The sequence below is a fragment of the Rhodospirillales bacterium genome (assembly GCA_016710335.1).
In the GTDB taxonomy this organism is placed as follows: domain Bacteria; phylum Pseudomonadota; class Alphaproteobacteria; order Rhodospirillales; family Defluviicoccaceae; genus JADJXQ01.
Genome location: JADJXQ010000011.1, coordinates 1 through 18,788, shown reverse-complemented (window position 1 = coordinate 18,788; position 18,788 = coordinate 1). Strand labels below are relative to the sequence as shown.

Genomic DNA, 18,788 nt, shown 5'->3' with positions numbered 1-18,788 from the left:
GGCCGCGGCTGTTCCTGTGGCTCAGTCGGTGCGGCCACGCGCCTCGATCGCCCAGATATCGACGAGATCATCGCCGCGCACACAGTGATAGTGGTCGTAGAGATTCATGGTCGGATCGCAATGCGGCACCATCCATGTGGTCAGCTCGCCGAGCTCCACTGGCCTGTCAGCACCGGTGAGGTCGAGACGGCCGAACTGATCGCCGAACCGGGCTAATAGTAGGTGGAGCCCGGCGTCGGCCCCGCCACAGGACCGGCATCGGCCCGTCCATCGAGAAGCTCTTCGAGCCCGCGTCGATCGTGGCGAAGTCCCGATGCTGCCGGCTGATCACACGGCTCACGACGAAGAGCGCCGGCAGGACCGGCCTATCTCCTCCAGCACCGATCTCGATCGAATTGTAGATCACGTCGGAGAAGACATAGGAGCCGACCTGCAGGTCGGTGAAGAGGCCAAACTCGTGGTCGAAGTCGCGGGTGCCGGTGCCGCTGCCGGTGACGATCGGGCAGGGATGGCCCTGCTCGACCAGCGTCGCGCAATGTCGTGCGAACTGGGAAGCGCGGGCCAGCGCCTTGCCCGGATGCCGCCCGGCGCTCGGCATAGCCTGGGATCGCCTCGGGTCTGGCCGGCATAGCCTGCACGCCGACGAGCTCGAGTCCATCGGCTTCACGGATCGCCTTGGCCAGCGCGAGCGCCGCTTCGGGACGGGTGACGCCCTATGCGGTGCGTGCCGACATCGACGTCGATCAGGAGCTTCAACCGCCTGCCGGCCTCGGTCAGGCGGCCGCCAGCTCGGCGACATTGGCGACATCGTCGACAACGACAGCGAGATCGGCGAGCCGGGCGTTCAGGCCCATCAGGCGCTGAACCTTCGGCCGGCTGGTCACCGGTGCGGTGATCAGGAACCCGTCGAGGCCGGCCGCGGCCAGCGCTTCGGCCTCGCCGAGCTTGGCGCAGCAGAGCCCGATGGCGCCGGCCGCCAGCTGGGCTCGGCCGACAGCCGCCGATTTGTGCGACTTGGCATGCGGCCGAAGCGCTACCCCGCGTTCCTTCGCCCGGCCATGCACGGTGCGCAGGTTCAGCTCGAACGCGTCGAGGTCGAGCACCAGGGCCGGGGTGTCGAGCAGGAGACGGAGCCGAGCTGACCGACGAGCGCGGCATTGGGGCTGGATCTGGGGGACGTGCTCATGCGCACGTCTCCTCGCTCGGTGATTCGCCAGGATCCGGCGGTGACAGCGGTGACGAGGCCGGTGCAGAACAGATGCTCTGTCGGCGGTGATCGTCTCGCCGAGGCTGTCGGTGTGGACATAGCGGCCGGGCCGCCGCTCGAGGACGGAGGCGTCGCCGATGGCACCGGGCGCGAGGCTGCCGAGATCGTTGCGGCCGATGGCGGCCGCCGGGTGCAGGGTGGCCGTGCGGATCACGTCGTCGAGGCGCATGCCGAGAGCCAGGAACTTGGACAGCGTGCTCAACAGATCGTAGGCCGGCCCATGGATGCAGAGCGTGTGCACGTCGCTGGAGATGACGTCGGGGAGGAAGCCCTGCTGCAGCATGGCGGTCGCCGTCTCGAAGGCGAGCGAGCCCATCCCGTGGCCGATATCGAAGACGACGCCGCGCTTGCGGGCGCTGTGCATGTCGGCGCGGATCTGGCGGTGGCCGTCGATCGGCGCGTTCGGGAACGGCTTGAAGCAGTGGGTGAGGACGTCGCCCTTGCGCAGATGCTCGATGATCTCGTGGCGGCCGGGCGGCGGGTAGTCGAGATGGGTCATCAGCGGCATGTGCAGCTTGTCGGCGGCATCGAGGGCGGCGTTGAAGGGACCGGCGCCGTTGCTGCCGCTGGTGACCTGGCCGACCCGGACCTTGACGCCGACGAGGTGCTCGAGGTGCTCCGGGCGACGGCCACCACCTCGCGCGGGTTGCAGAGGCGGATGTCGAGGTTCTCGCCCACCATGACGTTCTTCGAGAACGCGCAGATGCCGGCGAAGGAGATGTTCATGTAGGCCAGGATGCGGACCCTGGAGCGCTCGATGACGTGGTGGCGAAAGCCCGGGAAATTGCCGGGCCCGGCGCTGCCGGCATCCACGAACGTGGTGGTGCCGCTGCGCCGGGCGAGCTTGTCGGCATTCACGCCCAGTGAGGTGCCACCCCAGTAGACGTGGGTGTGCAGGTCGATCAGCCCGGGCGTGACGAGGCGGTCGGTCACGTCGACGACGTTCTGGGCGCGCTCGGCCGGAATGTCGTCGTCGAGGGCGGCGACCCGCCCCTTGGCGAAGGCGACATCGGCGCGCCGATCGACGTTCTGGCCCGGATCGAGGACGTGGCCACCTTTGAGGATCTGATCGAACAAGGACGAGGCTCCCGCGGGCGCCTACTACCGCGTGGACTGTGGCCGCGCACATTTTTCTGTTTCGGTAATGAAGCATGACCTGTTTACGATACGAAACAGCAAGAGAAAACAGGTTTCGCGACGCTCGCACGGATCGCAGTCGCTGGGCCGACGAGCCTGAAACGAGAGCAAAGGGGAAGAACGCGGCAGGAGAACGTCAACTACGAGCTCGTGCCGGGCGAGTATCGCGCGGTCACCGAGAACAAGCCGATCGGCGGCCAGAAGATCGGTATGAAGCGTCCTCGCGACCGGCGGGGTGGTCAATCCGACGCCCACCGTCACCGCGCTGGCGCTGCGCGCCGCCGAGCATCTGCGCGACAACTTCGCCGAGCTGCGCCGGGCGACGAAGCCGCTCGAGGCGTGACATAGGATTTATAGCCTATACCGATCCGGAACGCAAGCCCGTGCGGGGTTCGATCGGCAAATCATGGTCCTCGGGTTCGTTGCTGCGGCGGGTGGCGCCAGGAGGCACGGAATCGCTGTCCCGGACCTCGGGTTCGTTCGTCGAATCCCCGGGTTCCATCGTCGAATCCCCCGGGTTCGCTCGTCGAATCGGTGGGTTCGATCGTCGGTTCCGCGGGTTCGTTCGCCGGCACCTGTCGCGGAATCCGCGACATTTCGCGCCCGATGTCGCAGATTCCGCGACATCACGATCGCTTATGTCGCAGCTTTCGCGACATCCTTGGGTTCGCTGTCGCGGATTCTGCGACAACCCGAGCCGAATTGCTGCATGAAATGCGACGATCCGGGCTGCCGAGCGCCGATTCGCCGCCGCCACGCCCCGCCTGCCGCGACTGCCATAAGCTTTCGTGATACTCTGGCGGATTCGAAGCATCATGCCACCCGCCCCCTGGAGGCCCGAAACGTGACCCGCGACGAACTGCTTGCCCGCCTCGACGCCATTCCGCGCGTGCCACTGGCGCATTTGCCCACACCGCTCGAGCCGGCGCCACGGCTGACCGCAGCGCTGGGCGGGCCGGAGATCTGGCTGAAGCGGGACGACCTGACCGGCCTCGCCTTCGGCGGCAACAAGACCCGCCAGCTCGAGTACGTCTTCGCCGACATCCTGGCCAAGGGTGCCGACACGGTGATCGGCAGCGCCTACACGCAGTCGAACTGGTGCCGGCAGATGACGGCGGCGGCGAAAAAGCTCGGCCTCGACATCCATCTCGTGCTGCTGCACGGCGAGAAGGGGCCGGCGTTGCAGGGCAACTTCCTGCTCTACCGGCTGATGGGGGCCGAGATCGAGGTGGTCGATCTGACCAGCCTCGAGCAGGTCCAGCCGCTGCTCGAGGCGAAGGCGGCCAAGCTGCGCGAGGCCGGCCGCAAGCCCTACATCGTGGGGCCGATGCAGACCGAGAACCTCGTCACGGGTGCGCTGGGATATGTGCGGGCCGCTCTCGAGATCGACGAGCAGCTCGAACGGCAGGGCTTCGCGCCGAGCCATCTCTATCTCTCGGGTGCGAACATGACGCCGGCCGGGCTCGCGCTCGGCTTCGAGCTCATCGGCCGCAAGCTGGCGCTGCACAGCATCGCTCCCATCAAGGGCAGACGGACCGCGCCTGGGACATCGCCCGGATCGCCACGGCGACGGCCCGCCGCCTCGGGCTCGATGCCACGATCGATCCTTCTTCGATCCTGAGCTCGGACGAGTATATCGGGCCGCGCTATGGCGTGGTGTCGGACGCCGCCCGGGAGGCGCTGGCGCTGGTCGCCCGGACCGAGGGCGTCATCCTCGACCCGGTCTACAGCTCGAAGGCGATGGCCGGGCTGATCGACCACGTCCGCCAGGGCCGGCTCACCTCGAGCGACACCGTGATCTTCGTCCACACGGGCGGCACGCCGGCGCTCTTCGCCTATGCGGAGGACGTGATCGTCGACTGAGGCTCAGGCGGCCTCGCCCTGGCGGAACTGCAGGTCGGCGAGGCGGGCGTAGAGCCCGCCGCGGCCGATCAGCTCGCGATGCGTGCCGGCGTCGACGATCTGCCCGTCCTCCATGACGAGGATCCGGTCGGCCTTGAGCACGGTGGCGAGGCGGTGGGCGATGACGATGCTGGTGCGGTTGCGCATCAGGTAGTCGAGCGCCTGCTGGACGGCGAACTCGCTCTCGGCATCGAGCGAGCTGGTCGCCTCGTCGAGCAGGAGGACGGCGGGATCGCGCAGGATGGCCCGGGCGATGGCGATGCGCTGGCGCTGCCCGCCCGAGAGGCGGACACCCTTCTCGCCGAGGAAGGTGGCGAAGCCCTCGGGCAGCGCCTCGATGAAGCCCCTGGCCGCCGCCGTCTCGGCGGCTTCCAAGACCTCCGCGTCGCTGGCCTCGGGCCGGCCGTAGCGGATATTGGTCCAGGCATCGGCGGAGAAGATCACCGGCTCCTGCGGCACGAGGCCGAGGCGCGAGCGGTAGCGGGCCGGGTCGAGCTGGTCGATGGGCTGGCCGTCGAGGCGGATGCGCCCCGCTTGCGGGTCGTAGAAGCGCATGAGGAGCTGGAAGATGCTCGTCTTTCCGGCGCCCGACGGGCCGACCAGGGCGACGCTCTCGCCGGGTCGGACCGCCAGGTCGAGGCCGTCGAGGATGATGCGCTCGGGGTGGCCCGGATAGGCGAAGCGGACCGCTTCGAAGCGCACCTCGCCGGCGGTTCGCTCCGGCAGCGCCAGGGGTGCTGCCGGTGCCCTGATGGCCGGCTCGCTGTCGAGCAGCTCGAAGAGCCGCTCGGTGGCGCCGGCGGCGCGTTGCAGATCACCGACGATGTCCGAGAGCCCGCCCACCGCGCTCGCCACAACGGTGGCGAAGAAGACGAAGGCCGAGAGCTCGCCCGCCGTGATCCGGCCGGCGAGCACGTCCTGGCCGCCCATCCAGAGCACCGCGACGATAGCCCCGAAGACGAGCGTGATGACCACCGCCGCCAGCATCGAGCGGGCCTTGGCGCGGGCCGCGGCGGCCTCGAACGCGGCCTCGCTGGCGGCGGCGAACGTCGTCGCCTCGCGCTCCTCCTGGGCGAAGGCCTGCACGGTGCGCACGGCGTTGACCGTCTCCTCGGCGCGGCCGCTGACATCGGCGAGCCGGTCCTGGGCGGTGCGCGACAGGCGGCGGACCTTGCGACCGAAGACGACGATCGGCACGACGACCAGCGGCACGACCAGGAGGACGAGGCCGGAGAGCTTCGGGTTGCTGTAGACGAGCAGGCCGATGCCGCCGACCGTGAGCAGGATGTTGCGCAGCGCCTGGGTGACGGTCGAGCCGATCACCGTCTGCACGACCGTCGTGTCGGTGGTGAGGCGCGACAGCACCTCGCCGGTCCGCGTGGTCTCGAAGAAGCCGGGCGGCATGCGGATGATGTGGCGATAGACCTGGTTGCGAAGCTCGGCCACGACCCGCTCGCCGAGCCAGGTCACGAGGTAGGAGCGCAGATAGGTGGCGACGGCCAGCGCCAGGATGACGAGCAGCGAGGCGCGGAGCGCATGGTCCAGCGCCTGCGGCCGGCCGGCGCCGAAGCCGCTGTCGATCAGGTAGCGCAGGCCGACACCGAGCGAGAGCACCGCGGCCGCGGCGACGACAAGGGCCACGAGGGCACCGGCAACCCGCCAGCGATACGGGGCGAGATAGGCGGCGAGGCGGCGGAGCTGCCTGAAGTCGCGGCTCTTCATGCGTTCGACAGTGTCGGGAAGCGGGGCGGCTGCCCGGGTCATGCGGTGCTCCCAGGGAATCGGGCGTGGCGGGCAGGCAGCCGCCAGGGGTGTGACAGCAACCCCGCGCGAAGGGATGCCGGCGAAGGCTTGAGTTCGTCGGCCTGCCCCGCTATATACCGGCGGCTTGGCTTAGATGAAAGTTCCCGTGAAAAGGATATCCACCCGGCTTACCACGAGATCAACGTGGTGATGACCGACGGCTCGACCTTCAAGACGCGCTCGACCTGGGGTGCCGAAGGCGACACGCTGACGCTCGACGTCGATCCGAAGTCCCATCCCGCCTGGACCGGCGGCTCGATGCAGCTGCGCGAGCGTGGCCAGGTGGAGAAGTTCAACCGGCGCTTCCAGAGCTTTCGCCGCAAGGCCTGATCGCGCGCTACGCATCATTCGGAGACGACGATGAAGGTTCGCAATTCGCTGAAGACGGCGAGGACCCGCCACAAGGACTGCCGTCTCGTGCGGCGCAAGGGGCGCGTCTACATCATCAACAAGAAGGACCCGCGCTTCAAGGCCCGCCAGGGCTGAAGCCGGCGCCCTCGACGTGGACAAAAGCCGGGCCTGGTCCCGGCTTTGTTGTTTCGAGGTGAAGGGCAGGCATGGGCAGAGCCGGGCCGGATAAGCTCTTGCGGGCGATGCTGGATGCGGCGGTTGCGGTCGCCATGCCGGATCGCGCCGTGCCGGCACATCTGCCGATGCCTCCAAAGGGTCGCACGATCGTGATCGGCGCCGGCAAGGCGAGCGCGGCCATGGCCCGGGCCGTCGAGCAGCACTGGCCGGGCCCGCTCGAGGGTCTCGTGGTGACCCGCTACGGCCACGCCGTGCCCGTGCGAGCACATCGAGATCGTCGAGGCGGCGCATCCGGTGCCGGACGCGGCGGGCGAGGCCGCGGCGGCACGCATCCTCGCCATGGTCGAGGGTCTCACGGAGGACGATCTCGTCCTGGCGCTGATCTCGGGCGGCGGCTCGTCGCTCCTGGCCCTGCCGGCGCCGGGCCTCGGCCTCGAGGACAAGCAGGCCGTCAACCGCGCCTTGCTGCGCTCGGGCGCCTCGATCGACGAGATGAACTGCGTGCGCAAGCACCTCCGGAGATCAAGGCGGCTGGCTGGCCGCCGCGGCGCACCCGCCCGGCTGGTGGCGCTCTGGTGATCTCGGACGTGCTGGGCGACGACCCGGCTGTGGATCGCGTCCGGCCCCACCGTGCCGGACCCGACCACCCGCGCGGATGCGCTGGCCCTGGTCGAGAAATACGGGATCGAGCTCGCCCCGCATGTGCGGCGCCATCTCGAGGATCCCGCCTGCGAAAGCGTCAAGCCGGGCGACCCGCGGCTCGAGCGGGCGGAGACGGTCATGATCGCGACGCCGCAGGCCTCGCTCGAGGCGGCGGCGGAAGTGGCGCGCGCCGCCGGCATCACCCCCTTGATCCTCGGCGACAGCATCGAGGGCGAGAGCCGCGACGTCGCCAAGGTGATGGCCGCCATCGCCAAGCAGGTGATCCGCCACGGCCAGCCCTGCCCGCGGCCCTGCGTGCTGCTCTCGGGCGGCGAGACGACGGTCACCGTCCGGGGCGACGGCAGCGGCGGGCGGAACGTCGAGTTCCTCCTGGCCCTCGCCGTGGCGCTCGACGGCCTGGCGGGGGTGAGCGCGATCGCCGCCGACACGGACGGCGTCGACGGGGCCGCCGAGGTGGCCGGCGCCTGGATCGACGACGCGACCCTGGCGAAGGCGGCGTCGCTCGGCCTCGTCGCCAAGGCCAGCCTCGCGCGCAACGACGGCCACACGTTCTTCGGGACCCTGGGCCAGCAGGTCGTCACCGGGCCGACGCTCACCAACGTCAATGATTTCCGGGCCGTGCTGATCGACTGAGCGCCGGACAGCACCTCGCCGCCGGCGCAACACATCGCCGCGAAAATTCGATACAATCGCGCGACATGTATTGGCTTGCTCGATGCTGAACCCCGCTAACTCTAGCGCATCCACCCGAGCCCGCGTCGGAGACGGATTCTTGTCGACCGTTCGTCAGATCCTGCTGTCGCTGCTGCTCCTGGGCGGGGCGGTCGGCGGCTATTACTTCTACCATCATCTGACGGCGGCGAGCGTCATCCCCGGCGACGGCAAAGGCGGCGGGCGGACGATCTCCGTCGAGGTCGCGCGAGCGGTGCGCGAGACGGTGCGGGACCGGGCCGAGGCGGTCGGCACGACGCTGGCCAACCAGGCGATCGAGGTGGTGTCCCTGGCCTCGGGGCGGATCACCGAGCTGCTGTTCGAGCCGGGCCAGGCGGTCGAGGCCGGCGCCGTGCTGGCGCGCCTCGACGATGCCATCGAAGAGGCGGATCTCGACGAGGCGCGGGCGATGGCGAAGGAAGCGCAGTCGGCGCTGGACCGTGCCCGGCGGCTGCGGGCCAGCAACAACATCGCCGAGGCGACCGTGGTCGAGCTGGAGGCCGCCGCCGCCGCCGCCCAGGCGCGGGTCGACCGGGCGGCCCAGCGGCTCGAGGACCGGCTGGTCCGCGCCCCCTTCGACGGGGTCGTCGGCATTCGCCGGGTCGATCTGGGAGCCAGGGTCGACAACGACACGGTGATCACCACGCTCGACGATCGAAGCCGGATGATCGTCGAGTTCATGCTGCCGGAATTCTTCTACGGCCGCATCCAGCCGGGCCTCGAGGTCCAGGCCAGCAGCACCAGCTTCCCCGACCGCAGCTTCGCCGGCACGCTCACCAGCATCGACACGCGCGTCGACGTCACGAGTCGCGCCTTTCGCGTGCGGGCCTCGCTCCCCAACCCCGATCTCCTCCTGCCGGCGGGCCTCTTCGTGCTGGTCGACATCACGCTCGGCGAGCGCGACGCGGTCATCGTGCCGGAGGAGGCCGTGGTCAGCGAGGCCGATCGCAGCTTCGTCTATGTGGCAGGGCCGGAGCGGGCCGAGCGGCGGCTCGTCGAGCTCGGCGCGCGCAGCCTCGGCGTGGTCGAGATCGAGAACGGCCTCGAGGCCGGCGAGCTGGTCGTCACCAGCGGTCTGCAGCGCCTGCGCGACGGTGCGTCGCCATCAGCTACGAGGCGCCGAAGGCCGTCGATCCCGAGCGGATCGCCCTGCCGTCCGGAGACATCGGGTGACACTCTCGGAGCTCAGCATCCGTCGCTCCGTCCTCGCGACCGTGGTCAGCCTGCTCATCGTCGTCTTCGGCATCGCCGCGCTGAGCCGCCTGCCGGTGCGCGAGCTGCCCGACGTCGAGCGCGCCGTGGTGAGCATCACGACGAGCTACACCGGCGCAGCGCCAGAGATCGTCGACACCGACATCACCGAGGTGATCGAGGGGGCGGTGGCCGGGGTTTCCGGCGTGCGCGAGATCACCTCGGAGAGCCGCCGCGGGCGGGGCCGCACGACCATCACCTTCAACGGCGACCGCGATATCGACGAGGCGGCCAACGACGTGCGGGACGCCGTCGCCCGGGTGCGCGCCCGCCTGCCCGACGACGCGGACGAGCCGCAGATCGTCAAGAGCGACAGCGACGCCGACCCGGTGATGCGCCTCGGCATCGTCTCCGACCGGATGAGCCCGGCGGAGATCACCGACTATGTCGAGCGGTTCCTGGTCGACCGGCTGGCGACCCTGGATGGCGTCGCCAATGTCGAGATCAACGGCCAGCGGCGCTTCGCCATCCGCATCTGGCTCGACCGCCGGGCGCTCGCCGCCCGCGACCTGACGACCGCCGACGTCGAGGCGGCGCTCAGGCGAAGCAATCTCGAGCTGCCGGCGGGCGAGGTCGAGTCCACCGCGCGCGAGCTGACCGTGCGTCTCGACAGCCGGCTGCGCGATGTCGAGAGCTTTCGCCGGCTGGTGATCGCGACGGCGGGCGGCTACCCGATCCGCCTCGCCGACGTCGCCCGGGTGGAGCTCGGCGCGGAGGACGATTCGACCTTCGTCCGCTCGGACGGGCGGCCCGCCGTCGGCATCAACGTGCTGCGCCAGTCGCAGGCGAACACCATCGCCATCTCCGACGCGGTGCGGGCGGAGATCGAGCTCCTGCGGCCGATCCTGCCGGCCGGCATGGACATCATCGTCGGCTCGGACGACGCGATCTTCATCGCCGCCTCGATCCGCGAGGTGCTGACGGCGCTCGGCATCTCGATCATCCTCGTGGTGCTGGTCATCTTTGTCTTCCTCCTGTCGCTGAGGGCGACGCTGGTCCCGGCCGTCACCATTCCCGTCGCGGTCGTCGGCAGCTTCATCCTGATCCAGGCGCTGGGCTTCTCGATCAACGTGCTGACGCTGCTGGCGCTGATCCTCGCCATCGGCCTCGTCGTCGACGACGCCATCGTCATGCTGGAGAACATCCAGCGGCGGATCGAGGCGGGCGAGAAGCCGATCACGGCCTCGGTCCTGGGGGCGCGGCAGGTGACCTTCGCGATCATCGCCACCTCGCTCACGCTGATCGCCGTCTTCGTGCCGCTCTCCTTCATGCAGGGCCAGGTGGGCCGGCTCTTCATCGAGTTCGGCCTGGTGCTCGCCGCGGCCGTCCTGATCTCGACCTTCGTGGCGCTGACGCTCTGCCCCGCCCTCTGCTCGCGCGTGCTGAAGGGGAGGAGCGCCGGCGCCGCCGGGACGACCGGCGGCGGCCGGGCGGCGCGGGCGGTCGGCAACGTCTACCGAAGGCTCCTGCTGCGGACGCTCGCGGCGCCGCTGCCGGTCCTGGTCATGGGCCTCCTGCTCGCCGCCACCAGCTATGGGCTCTACGTCGCACTGCCGCAGGAGCTGACGCCCATCGAGGATCGCGGCGTTTTCTTCGTGCCCGTGATCGCGCCCCAGGGCAGCACCGTCACCTACACCGACGAGCGGGTGGCCGAGGTCGAGGGCGTGATTCGCCCGCTGCTCGAGGACGGCGAGGTCGAGCGCCTGTTCGCCATCGCCGGGTCGTTCAATTCCAACAACCGCGGCTTCGTCGTCGGCCGGCTCGCCGACTGGGGCCTGCGCGATCGATCCCAGCAGGCCATCATCAACGAGCTGGCGCCGAGGATCTCGGGCATCACCGGTGCCCGGGCCTTCCCGGTGAGCCCGGCCGGGCTCGGTCTCGGCGGCTCGAGCTCGCCCTTGCGCGTGGTCATCGGCGGCCCCGACTTCCAAAGCGCGAAGGAGTGGGCCGATGCCATCGTCGAGCGCGCCGAGGCGAACCCGCAGCTCCTCAATCTCGACGTCGATTTCGAGGAGAACCAGCCGCAGCTGACGCTGCGGGTCGACCGCGACCGGGCCGACGACCTGGGCATCTCGCTCGAGACCATCGCCCAGACGCTGCAGACCCTGCTGGCGTCGCGCGAGGCCACCGAGTTCATCGACCGCGGCCGCGAGTACCCGGTGATCCTCCAGGCCCGGGCGGAGGACCGGCGCAGCCCGACCGACCTCGAGAACATCTTCGTGCGCGGCACGAGGAGCGGCACGCTGGTGCCCCTGACCGCGCTGGTCCTTGCCGAGGAGGGGGCGTCCGCCCCGGCGCTGCGCCGCTACGACCGCCTGCCGGCGGTCGCCATCACCGCCGCGCTCGCCGACGGCTACGATCTCGGCTCGGCCATCGCCTATATCGAGGCGATCGCGCTGGAGACGCTGCCCGAGGAGGCGCGCCTCGGCTTTGCCGGCCAGAGCCGCGAGTTCATCGAGGCCAGGGGCGGCATGCTCTTCACCTTCGCCATGGCGCTGCTCATCGTCTTCCTCGTGCTCGCCGCCCAGTTCGAGAGCTGGATCCATCCGCTCATCATCATGCTCACCGTGCCGCTCGCCGTGGCGGGCGCCCTCCTCGCCCTCTACGTCACCGGCCTCTCGCTCAACGTCTACAGCCAGATCGGCATCGTGCTGCTGGTCGGCCTGATGGCGAAGAACGGCATCCTCATCGTCGAGTTCGCCAACCAGCTCCGCGACGAGGGCCATGGGGTGCGCGAGGCGGTGGTCGAGGCCGCCGTGCTGCGCCTGCGGCCGATCGTCATGACGGTGGTCTCGACCGTGCTGGGTGCCGTCCCCCTCGTCATCGCCACCGGTGCGGGGGCGGAGAGCCGGATCGCCATCGGCACGGTGATCATCGGCGGCCTCGGCCTCGCCTCGGTGCTGACGCTGGTCCTGACACCCGTGCTCTACGACCTGCTCGCCCGCTTCACGCGGCCGGCGAGCGCCATCGGCCGCGAGCTCGAGGCCGAGCTGTCGGCCGGCCTCAATGGCCGACGGACGACGAGAGCAGGTTGACGATCAGCACCCCGGCGACGATCAGGCCGAGGCCGACGATGGCCCAGAGATCGAGCCGCTGGCCGAAGACGACGAGCCCGACGAGCGAGATCAGCACGATGCCGAGGCCGGACCAGATCGCGTAGGCGATGCCGACAGGCATGGTGCGGAGCACGAGGGCGAGGAAGAAGAAGGCGAGCCCGTAGCACACCACGACCGCGACCGACGGCCAGAAGCGCGTGAACTGCTGCGACGCCTGCAGGGCCGTGGTGCCCGCGACCTCGCAGGCGATGGCGACGACGAGCTGCAGATAGACCATGGCGACATCATCCAGCCGGCCGGCGCGGCCGGCCATGTTGCGAGCCCGAGCATGACGGTGATCTACTACCTCTCCCATCCCGAGGTGACCATCGATCCGGCGATCCCGGTGCCGGGCTGGGGGCTCTCCGCCACGGGTCGGGCACGGGTGCTGGCGGTCCGCGACGCCGCCTGGCTGCGGGCCTGCCGGCGGATCGTCACCAGCGCCGAGCGCAAGGCCGTGGAGACGGCCGAGCTCGTCGCCGAGACATCGGCGGCGGAGATCGTGGTGCGCCCCGCCATGCACGAGAACGACAGGTCGGCCACGGGCTTCCTCGTGCCCGCGGAGTTCGAGCAGGTGGCCAGCGAATTCTTCGCCCGGCCGGAGGAGTCGGTGCGCGGCTGGGAGCGCGCAAGCGACGCCCAGGCGCGGATCGCGGGCGAGCTCGAGGCGGTGCTGGCGGGCCACGACCCAACCCTTCCCCTCCTCCTCGTCGGCCATGGCGGGGTCGGCACTTTGCTCTACTGCCGGCACGCGGGGCTTGCGATCGACCGCCGGCACGACCAGCCGAGGTCCGGCTCCGTCTTCGCCCTCGATGCCCGGAGCCTGGCACCCCTCTTCACCTGGCGGCCGATGGAGGAGGTCGAGCGGGTGCTCGGGCCTTGCTAAGCCGCGCCTTTCGCGGCCATGTTGCGGCGGGGAGACAACGCAGGAGATCGAGGCGTGGCCAGGGCCTATGTCTGCGGCACGCTGGACAGCAAGGCGACGGAGCTAGGCTTCATCCAGGCCTGCCTCGAGGCCGCGGGCGTTGCCACCTGCCTCGTCGATCTCGGCACCAGCGGCGAGGCCGCTCCGGCCGACGTTGCCGCCCGCGAGGTCGCCGCCCATCACCCGAAGGGCGAGGCAGCCGTCTTCACCGGCGACCGGGGCAGCGCCGTCGGCGCCATGGCCGAGGCCTTCGCCCGCTTCGTCCTGACCCGCGACGATATCGGCGGCATGATCGGCGCCGGCGGGTCGGGCAACACGGCCCTCGTCACGCCGGCCATGCGCGCCCTGCCGGTGGGCGTCCCCAAGGTCATGGTCTCGACCGTGGCCTCGGGCAATGTGGCACCCTATGTCGGCCCCGCCGACATCTTGATGCTGCACGCCGTGGCCGACGTGCAGGGCCTGAACGCCATCACCCGCCGGGTGCTCGGCAACGCCGCCCATGCGCTGGCCGGCATGATGCTGCACCCGATTCCGGCGCCTGCGGCGGCCACGAAGCCGGCCATCGGGCTCACCATGTTCGGCGTCACCACGTCCTGCGTGCAGCAGGTGACGCGAGCGCTCGAGGCCGACTACGACTGCCTCGTCTTCCACGCCACCGGCACAGGGGGACAGGCGCTCGAGAAGCTGGTAGCCAGCGGGCTGGTCGGCGCCATGCTCGACATCACCACGACGGAGATCGCCGACCTCCTGGTGGGCGGTGTTCTGCCGGCGACCGAGGATCGCCTCGAGGCGGTGATCCAGACCGGCATCCCCTATGTCGGCTCGCTGGGTGCTCTCGACATGGTCAATTTCGGTGCCATGGAGACCGTGCCGGAGCGCTTTCGGGACCGCCGCCTCTACGTGCACAACCCGCAGGTCACGCTGATGCGCACGACGGTCGAGGAGAACGCCCGCTTCGGTGCCTGGCTCGCGGCCCGGCTCAACCGCATGGAAGGCCCCGTCCGCTTCCTCGTCCCCGAAGGCGGGGTCTCGGCGATCGACGCCCCGGGCCAGCCCTTTTTCGATCCGGACGCGGATGCGGCGCTCTTTGCCGCGCTCGAGGCGGATTTCCGCCCCGCGCCGAACCGGCGCCTCGCCCGCGTCGCCCACAACATCAACGATGCGGCCTTCGCCGCCGCCTGCGTCGCCGCCTTCCACGAGATCACGAGGACAAGCTGAATGCCCCGTTTCGAGCGCCAGGCGCTGGTCGAGAAGTTCCAGGACATGGTGCGCCGGCGCGTGCCGATCATCGGCGGCGGTGCCGGCACGGGCCTCAGCGCCAAGTGCGAGGAGGCGGGCGGCATCGACCTCATCGTCATCTACAATTCCGGCCGCTACCGCATGGCCGGCAGGGGCTCGCTCGCCGGGCTCATGGCCTATGGCAACGCCAACGACATCGTCGTCGAGATGGCCAGGGAGGTGCTGCCGGTGGTGAAGAAGACGCCGGTGCTCGCCGGCGTCAACGGCACCGACCCGTTCATGCTCAGGGACAGGTTCCTGCGCGACCTCAAGGACATGGGCTTCGCCGGCATCCAGAACTTCCCGACGGTCGGGCTCTTCGACGGTGTGATGCGCACCAATCTCGAGGAGACCGGCATGGGCTACGGGCTCGAGGTCGATCTCGTCCGGGCCGCCCATGAGCTGGACATGCTCACGACACCTTATGTCTTCTCGGCCGACGAGGCCGTCGCCATGACCGAGGCCGGGGCCGACCTCATCGTCCCGCACATGGGGCTGACGACCGGCGGCACGATCGGGGCGGAGACGGCGGTGAAGCTCGAGGATTGCCCCCGCATCATCGACGAGTGGGCAGCGGCGGCGCGGCGGGTCCGGTCGGACGTCATCGTCATCTGCCATGGCGGGCCGATCGCCACGCCCGAGGATGCGGCCTTCGTCCTCGCCCGCACCGAGCACTGCCACGGCTTCTACGGCGCCTCGTCGATGGAGCGGCTGCCGACGGAGAAAGCGCTCACCGCCCAGGTCGCGGCCTTCAAAGAGATCGGCTTCGGCGCATGAGCGCCACGGTCGGCATCCTCGTCGTCTCGCATTCGCCCAAGGTCGCCGAGGGTGCGGTCGACATGGTGCGGCAGATGGTGGGCGACGAGGTCGCCTGCACCGGCGTCGGCGGCGATCCGGCGGGCGGGCTCGGCACGGACGCGGCGAAGATCCTGGCCGGCATCGAATCCGTCTGGTCGGAGGCCGGGGTCGCCCTTCTGGTCGATCTCGGCGGGGCGGAGATGAACAGCGAGATGGCGATCCTGATGCTCGACGAGGCACGCCGCGGCCGGGTTCGCATTGCCGCCGCACCGGTGGTGGAGGGGCGGTGATCGCCGCGACCGAGGCCTCGGCCGGCAGCACGCTGGACGAGGTCGTGGCGGCGGCGGAGGAGTGGCGCTGATGGCGGCCGAGCGGGCGCGCGTGAGGGGTAACCACCCGACCGGCCTGCATGCCCGCCCGGCGGTCAAGCTCACCAGGCTGGCGAAGGGCTTCGAGGCATCCATCCGCCTGCGCGGCCTGCCGGACGGCGCCTGGATCGACGCGAAGAGCATCGTCAAGGTCATGGCGCTCAAGCTCAAGACCGGCACCTGATCGAGCTCGAGGCCGAGGGCGCGGACGCCGGAGCCGCGCCTGGAGGGGCTCACGGGCCTCGTCGAGCGCAATTTCGACGAGCATGGCTGAAAAGCACTACAAGGGCCGCGTGGCCGCACCGGGTCTCGCCCTCGGGCCGCTCTTCCACCTGCCCGATCTCGCGGTGGCGGCAGACCGACCGGCCGGCACGCCAGAGGCGGAGATGGCGCGGCTGACGGCGGCCATCGCCGCCGCCAGGGAGCAGCTTGCGCTGCTGCTCGCGGAAGGCGAGGAGATGGCAGCCGAGATCCTGGGGTTCCAGCTCGAGATGCTGGACGATCCGGCTCTCGTCGAGACGGCGGCGGCACTGGTGGCCGAGGGAGCCCCGGCCGTCCGGGCGTGGCAAGAGGGGCTCGCCCCGCAGGTCGAGGTCTTCGCCGGCGACGACGATCCCTATTTCCGCGCCCGGGCCGCCGATCTCGTGGACCTGCGCGATCGCGTGATGGCGGCGCTCGCCGGCGGCGGCCCGGCGATGGCCCCGCCGGCGGGCGCCATCGTCACCGCCCGCGACCTGACCCCGTCCCGCTTCCTCGGTCTCGACTGGGCGGCGCTGGGGGGTGCGGCGCTCGGGGCGGGCAGTGCGGCGAGCCACGTCGCCATGCTCGCGCGTGCCCGGGGCATACCGCTGGTGACGGGGCTCGGGCCGATCGAGCCCGTGGCGGCGACGGCCGTGCTCGATGCCAGGGATGGCTTTCTGGTCGTCGGTCCGAAGCCGGCGACCGAGCGCCGCTACCGCGGGCGGCTCGCGGTCGACCGCGAGGAGGCACGGGCCGCGGCAAAGGTGGTGGCGGAACCCGCGCGCACCGCCGCCTGCCGGCCGATCTCGGTCATGGTCAATGTCGACGACCCGGATGCCGTGCCGGACGTTCTCCTGCGCGCTGGCGACGGCGTCGGCCTCCTGCGCACCGAGTTCCTGTTCATCGGCCGAGCGGAGCGGCCGGACGAGAGGAGACGCAGTATCGGGCCTATGCCCGCCTGCTGCAGCGCCTGGGCGGCCGGCCGCTGATCCTGCGCACCCTCGACATCGGCGGCGACAAGCCCTTACCGGATCTCGACATTCCGGCCGAGACAAACCCCTTTCTCGGCCTGCGGGGCTTGCGGCTCTGCCTCGACCGGCCGGAGCTCTTCCGCCCGCAGGTCAGGGCAGCGCTTCGGGCGGCGGCGGATGGCCCGCTCTCGATCATGCTGCCGATGGTCAGCCGCGCCGCCGAGGTCCTGGAAGCGCGGTCCTTCATCGAAGCCGAGGCGCGCGCCCTGGACCTAGCCGTGCCGCCGGTCGGCATCATGGTGGAGACCCCGGCAGCCGCCCTCGCCCTCGACACCCATGCCCGTCGATTTCGCCTCGATCGGCTCGAACGACCTGACGCAGTACGTGATGGCGGCCTCGCGCGACGCCGGCGGCCGCGTCGCCGAGCTGATCGACCCGCTCGACCCGGCCGTGCTCCGCCTCATCCGGATGGTGGTGAGATGGCGGCGGCCAAGGGGCTGCCGCTCTCGCTCTGCGGCGACATGGCGAGCGACCGGGCGGGCATCGAGGCGCTCGTCGCCATCGGGATCGAGCGCGTTTCGGTGGCACCGGCGGCGCTCGGCCGGGTCAAGCTGTGGATTGCCGGCTGCGCCGGCCGGGCTCACGGGCTGCCGTGAGAGCACCCGAGCGCCTCCGGGCCTCGATCGCTGCTGCGCCTCAGGCCTGCTCGAGCACCGGGGCCTCGGCATCCAAGGCCTCGATCTCGGCCTCGAGCCGTGCTGCATCGGGGGATCCGGGTGCCGCGTAGTTCAGGTTCTTGAAGAGGCCGGTGAGCCTGGTGAAGTGGCGGCGGGCCGCATCCTTGTCGGCGAAGCCGTAGCCGCGGGTGGCGATCGCGTGGACGCGATCGAACAGCGCCTTCTGCCGGGCGGGCGGGGCGCTGGCGTCGATGTCGTCGAAGGCGTCCTGCTGGAGGAAGACCATGTCGATGAAGGCGGCGGCCCGGCCGATGACGAAGTCCTCGAGGCTGATGCCCTCCTCGCCGGTCACCTGCTCCATCCGGGCGATCTCGTCGCCGCGCTGCAGCAGGGCGGTCATCGCCTCGACCTGCTCGACCCAGTCGGGGGCGAGATGCTCAGCCGACCAGCCCTCGAGCTGGCGCAGATAGCGCGACCAGGAGAGCAGCGGGTCGATCGCCGGGTAGAACCGCTTGTAGGCGCGGTCGTAGGAGAGGCCGAGGAAGCACTTGACGGCGGCGAGCGTGGATTGCGTCACCGGCTCCTCGAATTGCCGCCGGCGGGCGAGACCGAGCCGATGATGGTCAGGGCCCCTTCGGCCCCGTCATTGGCGCGGATGGCACCGGCGCGCTCGTAGACCCCCTTGATCGCGCTGTCGAGATAGGCCGGGAACGCCTCCTCGCCCGGGATCTCCTCGAGCCTGCCCGAGGTCTCGCGCATCGCCTGGGCCCAGCGCGAGGTCGAATCGGCGATCATCAGGACGCGCAGGCCCATCTGGCGGTAGTACTCGCCGATCGCGATGCCGGTGAAGATCGAGGCCTCGCGCGCGGCCACCGGCATCGACGAGGTGTTGCAGACGATGACGGTGCGGTCCATCAGCGAGCCGCCGGTGCGCGGGTCCTTGAGCCGCGGGAACTCGGTGATGGTCTCGACCACCTCGCCGGCGCGCTCGCCGCAGGCGACCAGCACCACGACATCGACATCGGCGTGCCGGGCGATCAGGTTCAAGAGCACCGTCTTGCCGGCGCCGAACGGCCCCGGGATGCAGGCAGCGCCGCCCTGCGCGATCGGGAAGAACGTGTCGATGATCCGCTGCGTGGTGATCATCGGCCGGTCGGGGAAGAGCCGGGTCGAC

General features: G+C 70.4%; 15 protein-coding genes and 6 pseudogenes. 13 read left to right on the top strand and 8 right to left on the bottom strand.

All coding sequences use genetic code 11. The annotated features are described in order from the left end of the window. Nucleotides 1-21: 21 nt before the first annotated feature. The 4 genes and pseudogenes from IPM60_14150 to IPM60_14135 form a co-directional block, all read right to left on the bottom strand. The gene (locus tag IPM60_14150) at nt 22-159 is read right to left on the bottom strand and encodes a hypothetical protein (GenBank protein MBK8908993.1); all 138 of its coding nucleotides are present in this window, start codon (nt 157-159) and stop codon (nt 22-24) included. A 7-nt stretch (nt 160-166) separates the two neighbouring features. Beyond that, entirely contained in the window at nt 167-598 is a 432-nt protein-coding gene (locus IPM60_14145) for a hypothetical protein (GenBank protein MBK8908992.1), read from the bottom strand. Nucleotides 599-773: 175 nt separating this feature from the next. Continuing rightward, nucleotides 774-1,277, bottom strand: a complete 504-nt coding sequence (locus tag IPM60_14140; protein ID MBK8908991.1) for an alanine racemase — start codon at nt 1,275-1,277, stop codon at nt 774-776. Then, nucleotides 1,263-2,344 (bottom strand): annotated as a pseudogene (locus IPM60_14135) (amidohydrolase/deacetylase family metallohydrolase). The gene IPM60_14140 and the pseudogene IPM60_14135 overlap by 15 nt, the downstream one beginning before the upstream one ends. A gap of 1,023 nt (nt 2,345-3,367) precedes the next feature. On the opposite strand from IPM60_14135, the gene IPM60_14130 reads away from it, so the two are divergent. Continuing rightward, nucleotides 3,368-4,267, top strand: a complete 900-nt coding sequence (locus tag IPM60_14130) for a pyridoxal-phosphate dependent enzyme (GenBank protein MBK8908990.1) — start codon at nt 3,368-3,370, stop codon at nt 4,265-4,267. A gap of 3 nt (nt 4,268-4,270) precedes the next feature. On the opposite strand, the gene IPM60_14125 is transcribed toward IPM60_14130, so the two are convergent. After that, nucleotides 4,271-6,070: an ATP-binding cassette domain-containing protein gene (locus IPM60_14125; protein ID MBK8908989.1), complete on the bottom strand. Its 1,800-nt coding sequence runs from the start codon at nt 6,068-6,070 to the stop codon at nt 4,271-4,273. Between the two features lie 189 nt (nt 6,071-6,259). Between IPM60_14125 and rpmE the strand changes: the two genes are divergently transcribed. The 5 genes and pseudogenes from rpmE (at nt 6,260) to IPM60_14100 (ending at nt 12,297) form a co-directional block, all read left to right on the top strand. Then, a complete protein-coding gene (rpmE, locus tag IPM60_14120) occupies nt 6,260-6,439 on the top strand; it encodes a 50S ribosomal protein L31 (protein ID MBK8908988.1) in 180 nt (59 codons plus the stop codon). A gap of 30 nt (nt 6,440-6,469) precedes the next feature. Then, on the top strand, nt 6,470-6,595 hold the full coding sequence (gene rpmJ / locus IPM60_14115; GenBank protein ID MBK8908987.1) for a 50S ribosomal protein L36: 126 nt from the start codon (nt 6,470-6,472) through the stop codon (nt 6,593-6,595). Between the two features lie 71 nt (nt 6,596-6,666). Further along, nucleotides 6,667-7,933 (top strand): annotated as a pseudogene (locus IPM60_14110) (glycerate kinase). 82 nt (nt 7,934-8,015) lie between these two features. Further along, nucleotides 8,016-9,110, top strand: a pseudogene (locus IPM60_14105) (efflux RND transporter periplasmic adaptor subunit). Between the two features lie 70 nt (nt 9,111-9,180). After that, nucleotides 9,181-12,297: an efflux RND transporter permease subunit gene (locus tag IPM60_14100; GenBank protein ID MBK8908986.1), complete on the top strand. Its 3,117-nt coding sequence runs from the start codon at nt 9,181-9,183 to the stop codon at nt 12,295-12,297. Here the strand turns inward: IPM60_14100 and IPM60_14095 are convergent. Then, the gene (locus tag IPM60_14095) at nt 12,266-12,595 is read right to left on the bottom strand and encodes a QacE family quaternary ammonium compound efflux SMR transporter (GenBank protein ID MBK8908985.1); all 330 of its coding nucleotides are present in this window, start codon (nt 12,593-12,595) and stop codon (nt 12,266-12,268) included. The two genes, IPM60_14100 and IPM60_14095, sit on opposite strands and share 32 nt — an antisense overlap. 51 nt (nt 12,596-12,646) lie before the next feature. On the opposite strand from IPM60_14095, the gene IPM60_14090 reads away from it, so the two are divergent. The 7 genes and pseudogenes from IPM60_14090 (at nt 12,647) to IPM60_14060 (ending at nt 17,227) form a co-directional block, all read left to right on the top strand. After that, nucleotides 12,647-13,243, top strand: coding sequence for a histidine phosphatase family protein (locus IPM60_14090; GenBank protein ID MBK8908984.1), 597 nt, complete (start codon nt 12,647-12,649; stop codon nt 13,241-13,243). Between the two features lie 54 nt (nt 13,244-13,297). Then, nucleotides 13,298-14,500, top strand: a complete 1,203-nt coding sequence (locus tag IPM60_14085) for a Tm-1-like ATP-binding domain-containing protein (protein MBK8908983.1) — start codon at nt 13,298-13,300, stop codon at nt 14,498-14,500. Continuing rightward, on the top strand, nt 14,501-15,337 hold the full coding sequence (locus IPM60_14080) for a phosphoenolpyruvate hydrolase family protein (protein ID MBK8908982.1): 837 nt from the start codon (nt 14,501-14,503) through the stop codon (nt 15,335-15,337). Beyond that, a pseudogene (locus IPM60_14075) lies at nt 15,334-15,719 on the top strand (PTS-dependent dihydroxyacetone kinase phosphotransferase subunit DhaM). Before IPM60_14080 ends, IPM60_14075 begins: the two are co-directional and overlap by 4 nt. Continuing rightward, the gene (locus IPM60_14070; protein MBK8908981.1) at nt 15,719-15,910 is read left to right on the top strand and encodes an HPr family phosphocarrier protein; all 192 of its coding nucleotides are present in this window, start codon (nt 15,719-15,721) and stop codon (nt 15,908-15,910) included. The pseudogene IPM60_14075 and the gene IPM60_14070 overlap by 1 nt, the downstream one beginning before the upstream one ends. An 82-nt stretch (nt 15,911-15,992) precedes the next feature. Beyond that, entirely contained in the window at nt 15,993-16,955 is a 963-nt protein-coding gene (locus tag IPM60_14065; GenBank protein ID MBK8908980.1) for a hypothetical protein, read from the top strand. Next, a pseudogene (locus IPM60_14060) lies at nt 16,925-17,227 on the top strand (phosphoenolpyruvate--protein phosphotransferase). Before IPM60_14065 ends, IPM60_14060 begins: the two are co-directional and overlap by 31 nt. Here IPM60_14060 and IPM60_14055 read toward each other — a convergent pair. Together IPM60_14055 and IPM60_14050 are read right to left on the bottom strand one after the other, a co-directional pair. Beyond that, nucleotides 17,210-17,599: a hypothetical protein gene (locus tag IPM60_14055; protein MBK8908979.1), complete on the bottom strand. Its 390-nt coding sequence runs from the start codon at nt 17,597-17,599 to the stop codon at nt 17,210-17,212. The pseudogene IPM60_14060 and the gene IPM60_14055 sit on opposite strands and share 18 nt — an antisense overlap. Before the next feature lie 34 nt (nt 17,600-17,633). Then, nucleotides 17,634-18,788 (bottom strand): annotated as a pseudogene (locus tag IPM60_14050) (V-type ATP synthase subunit A).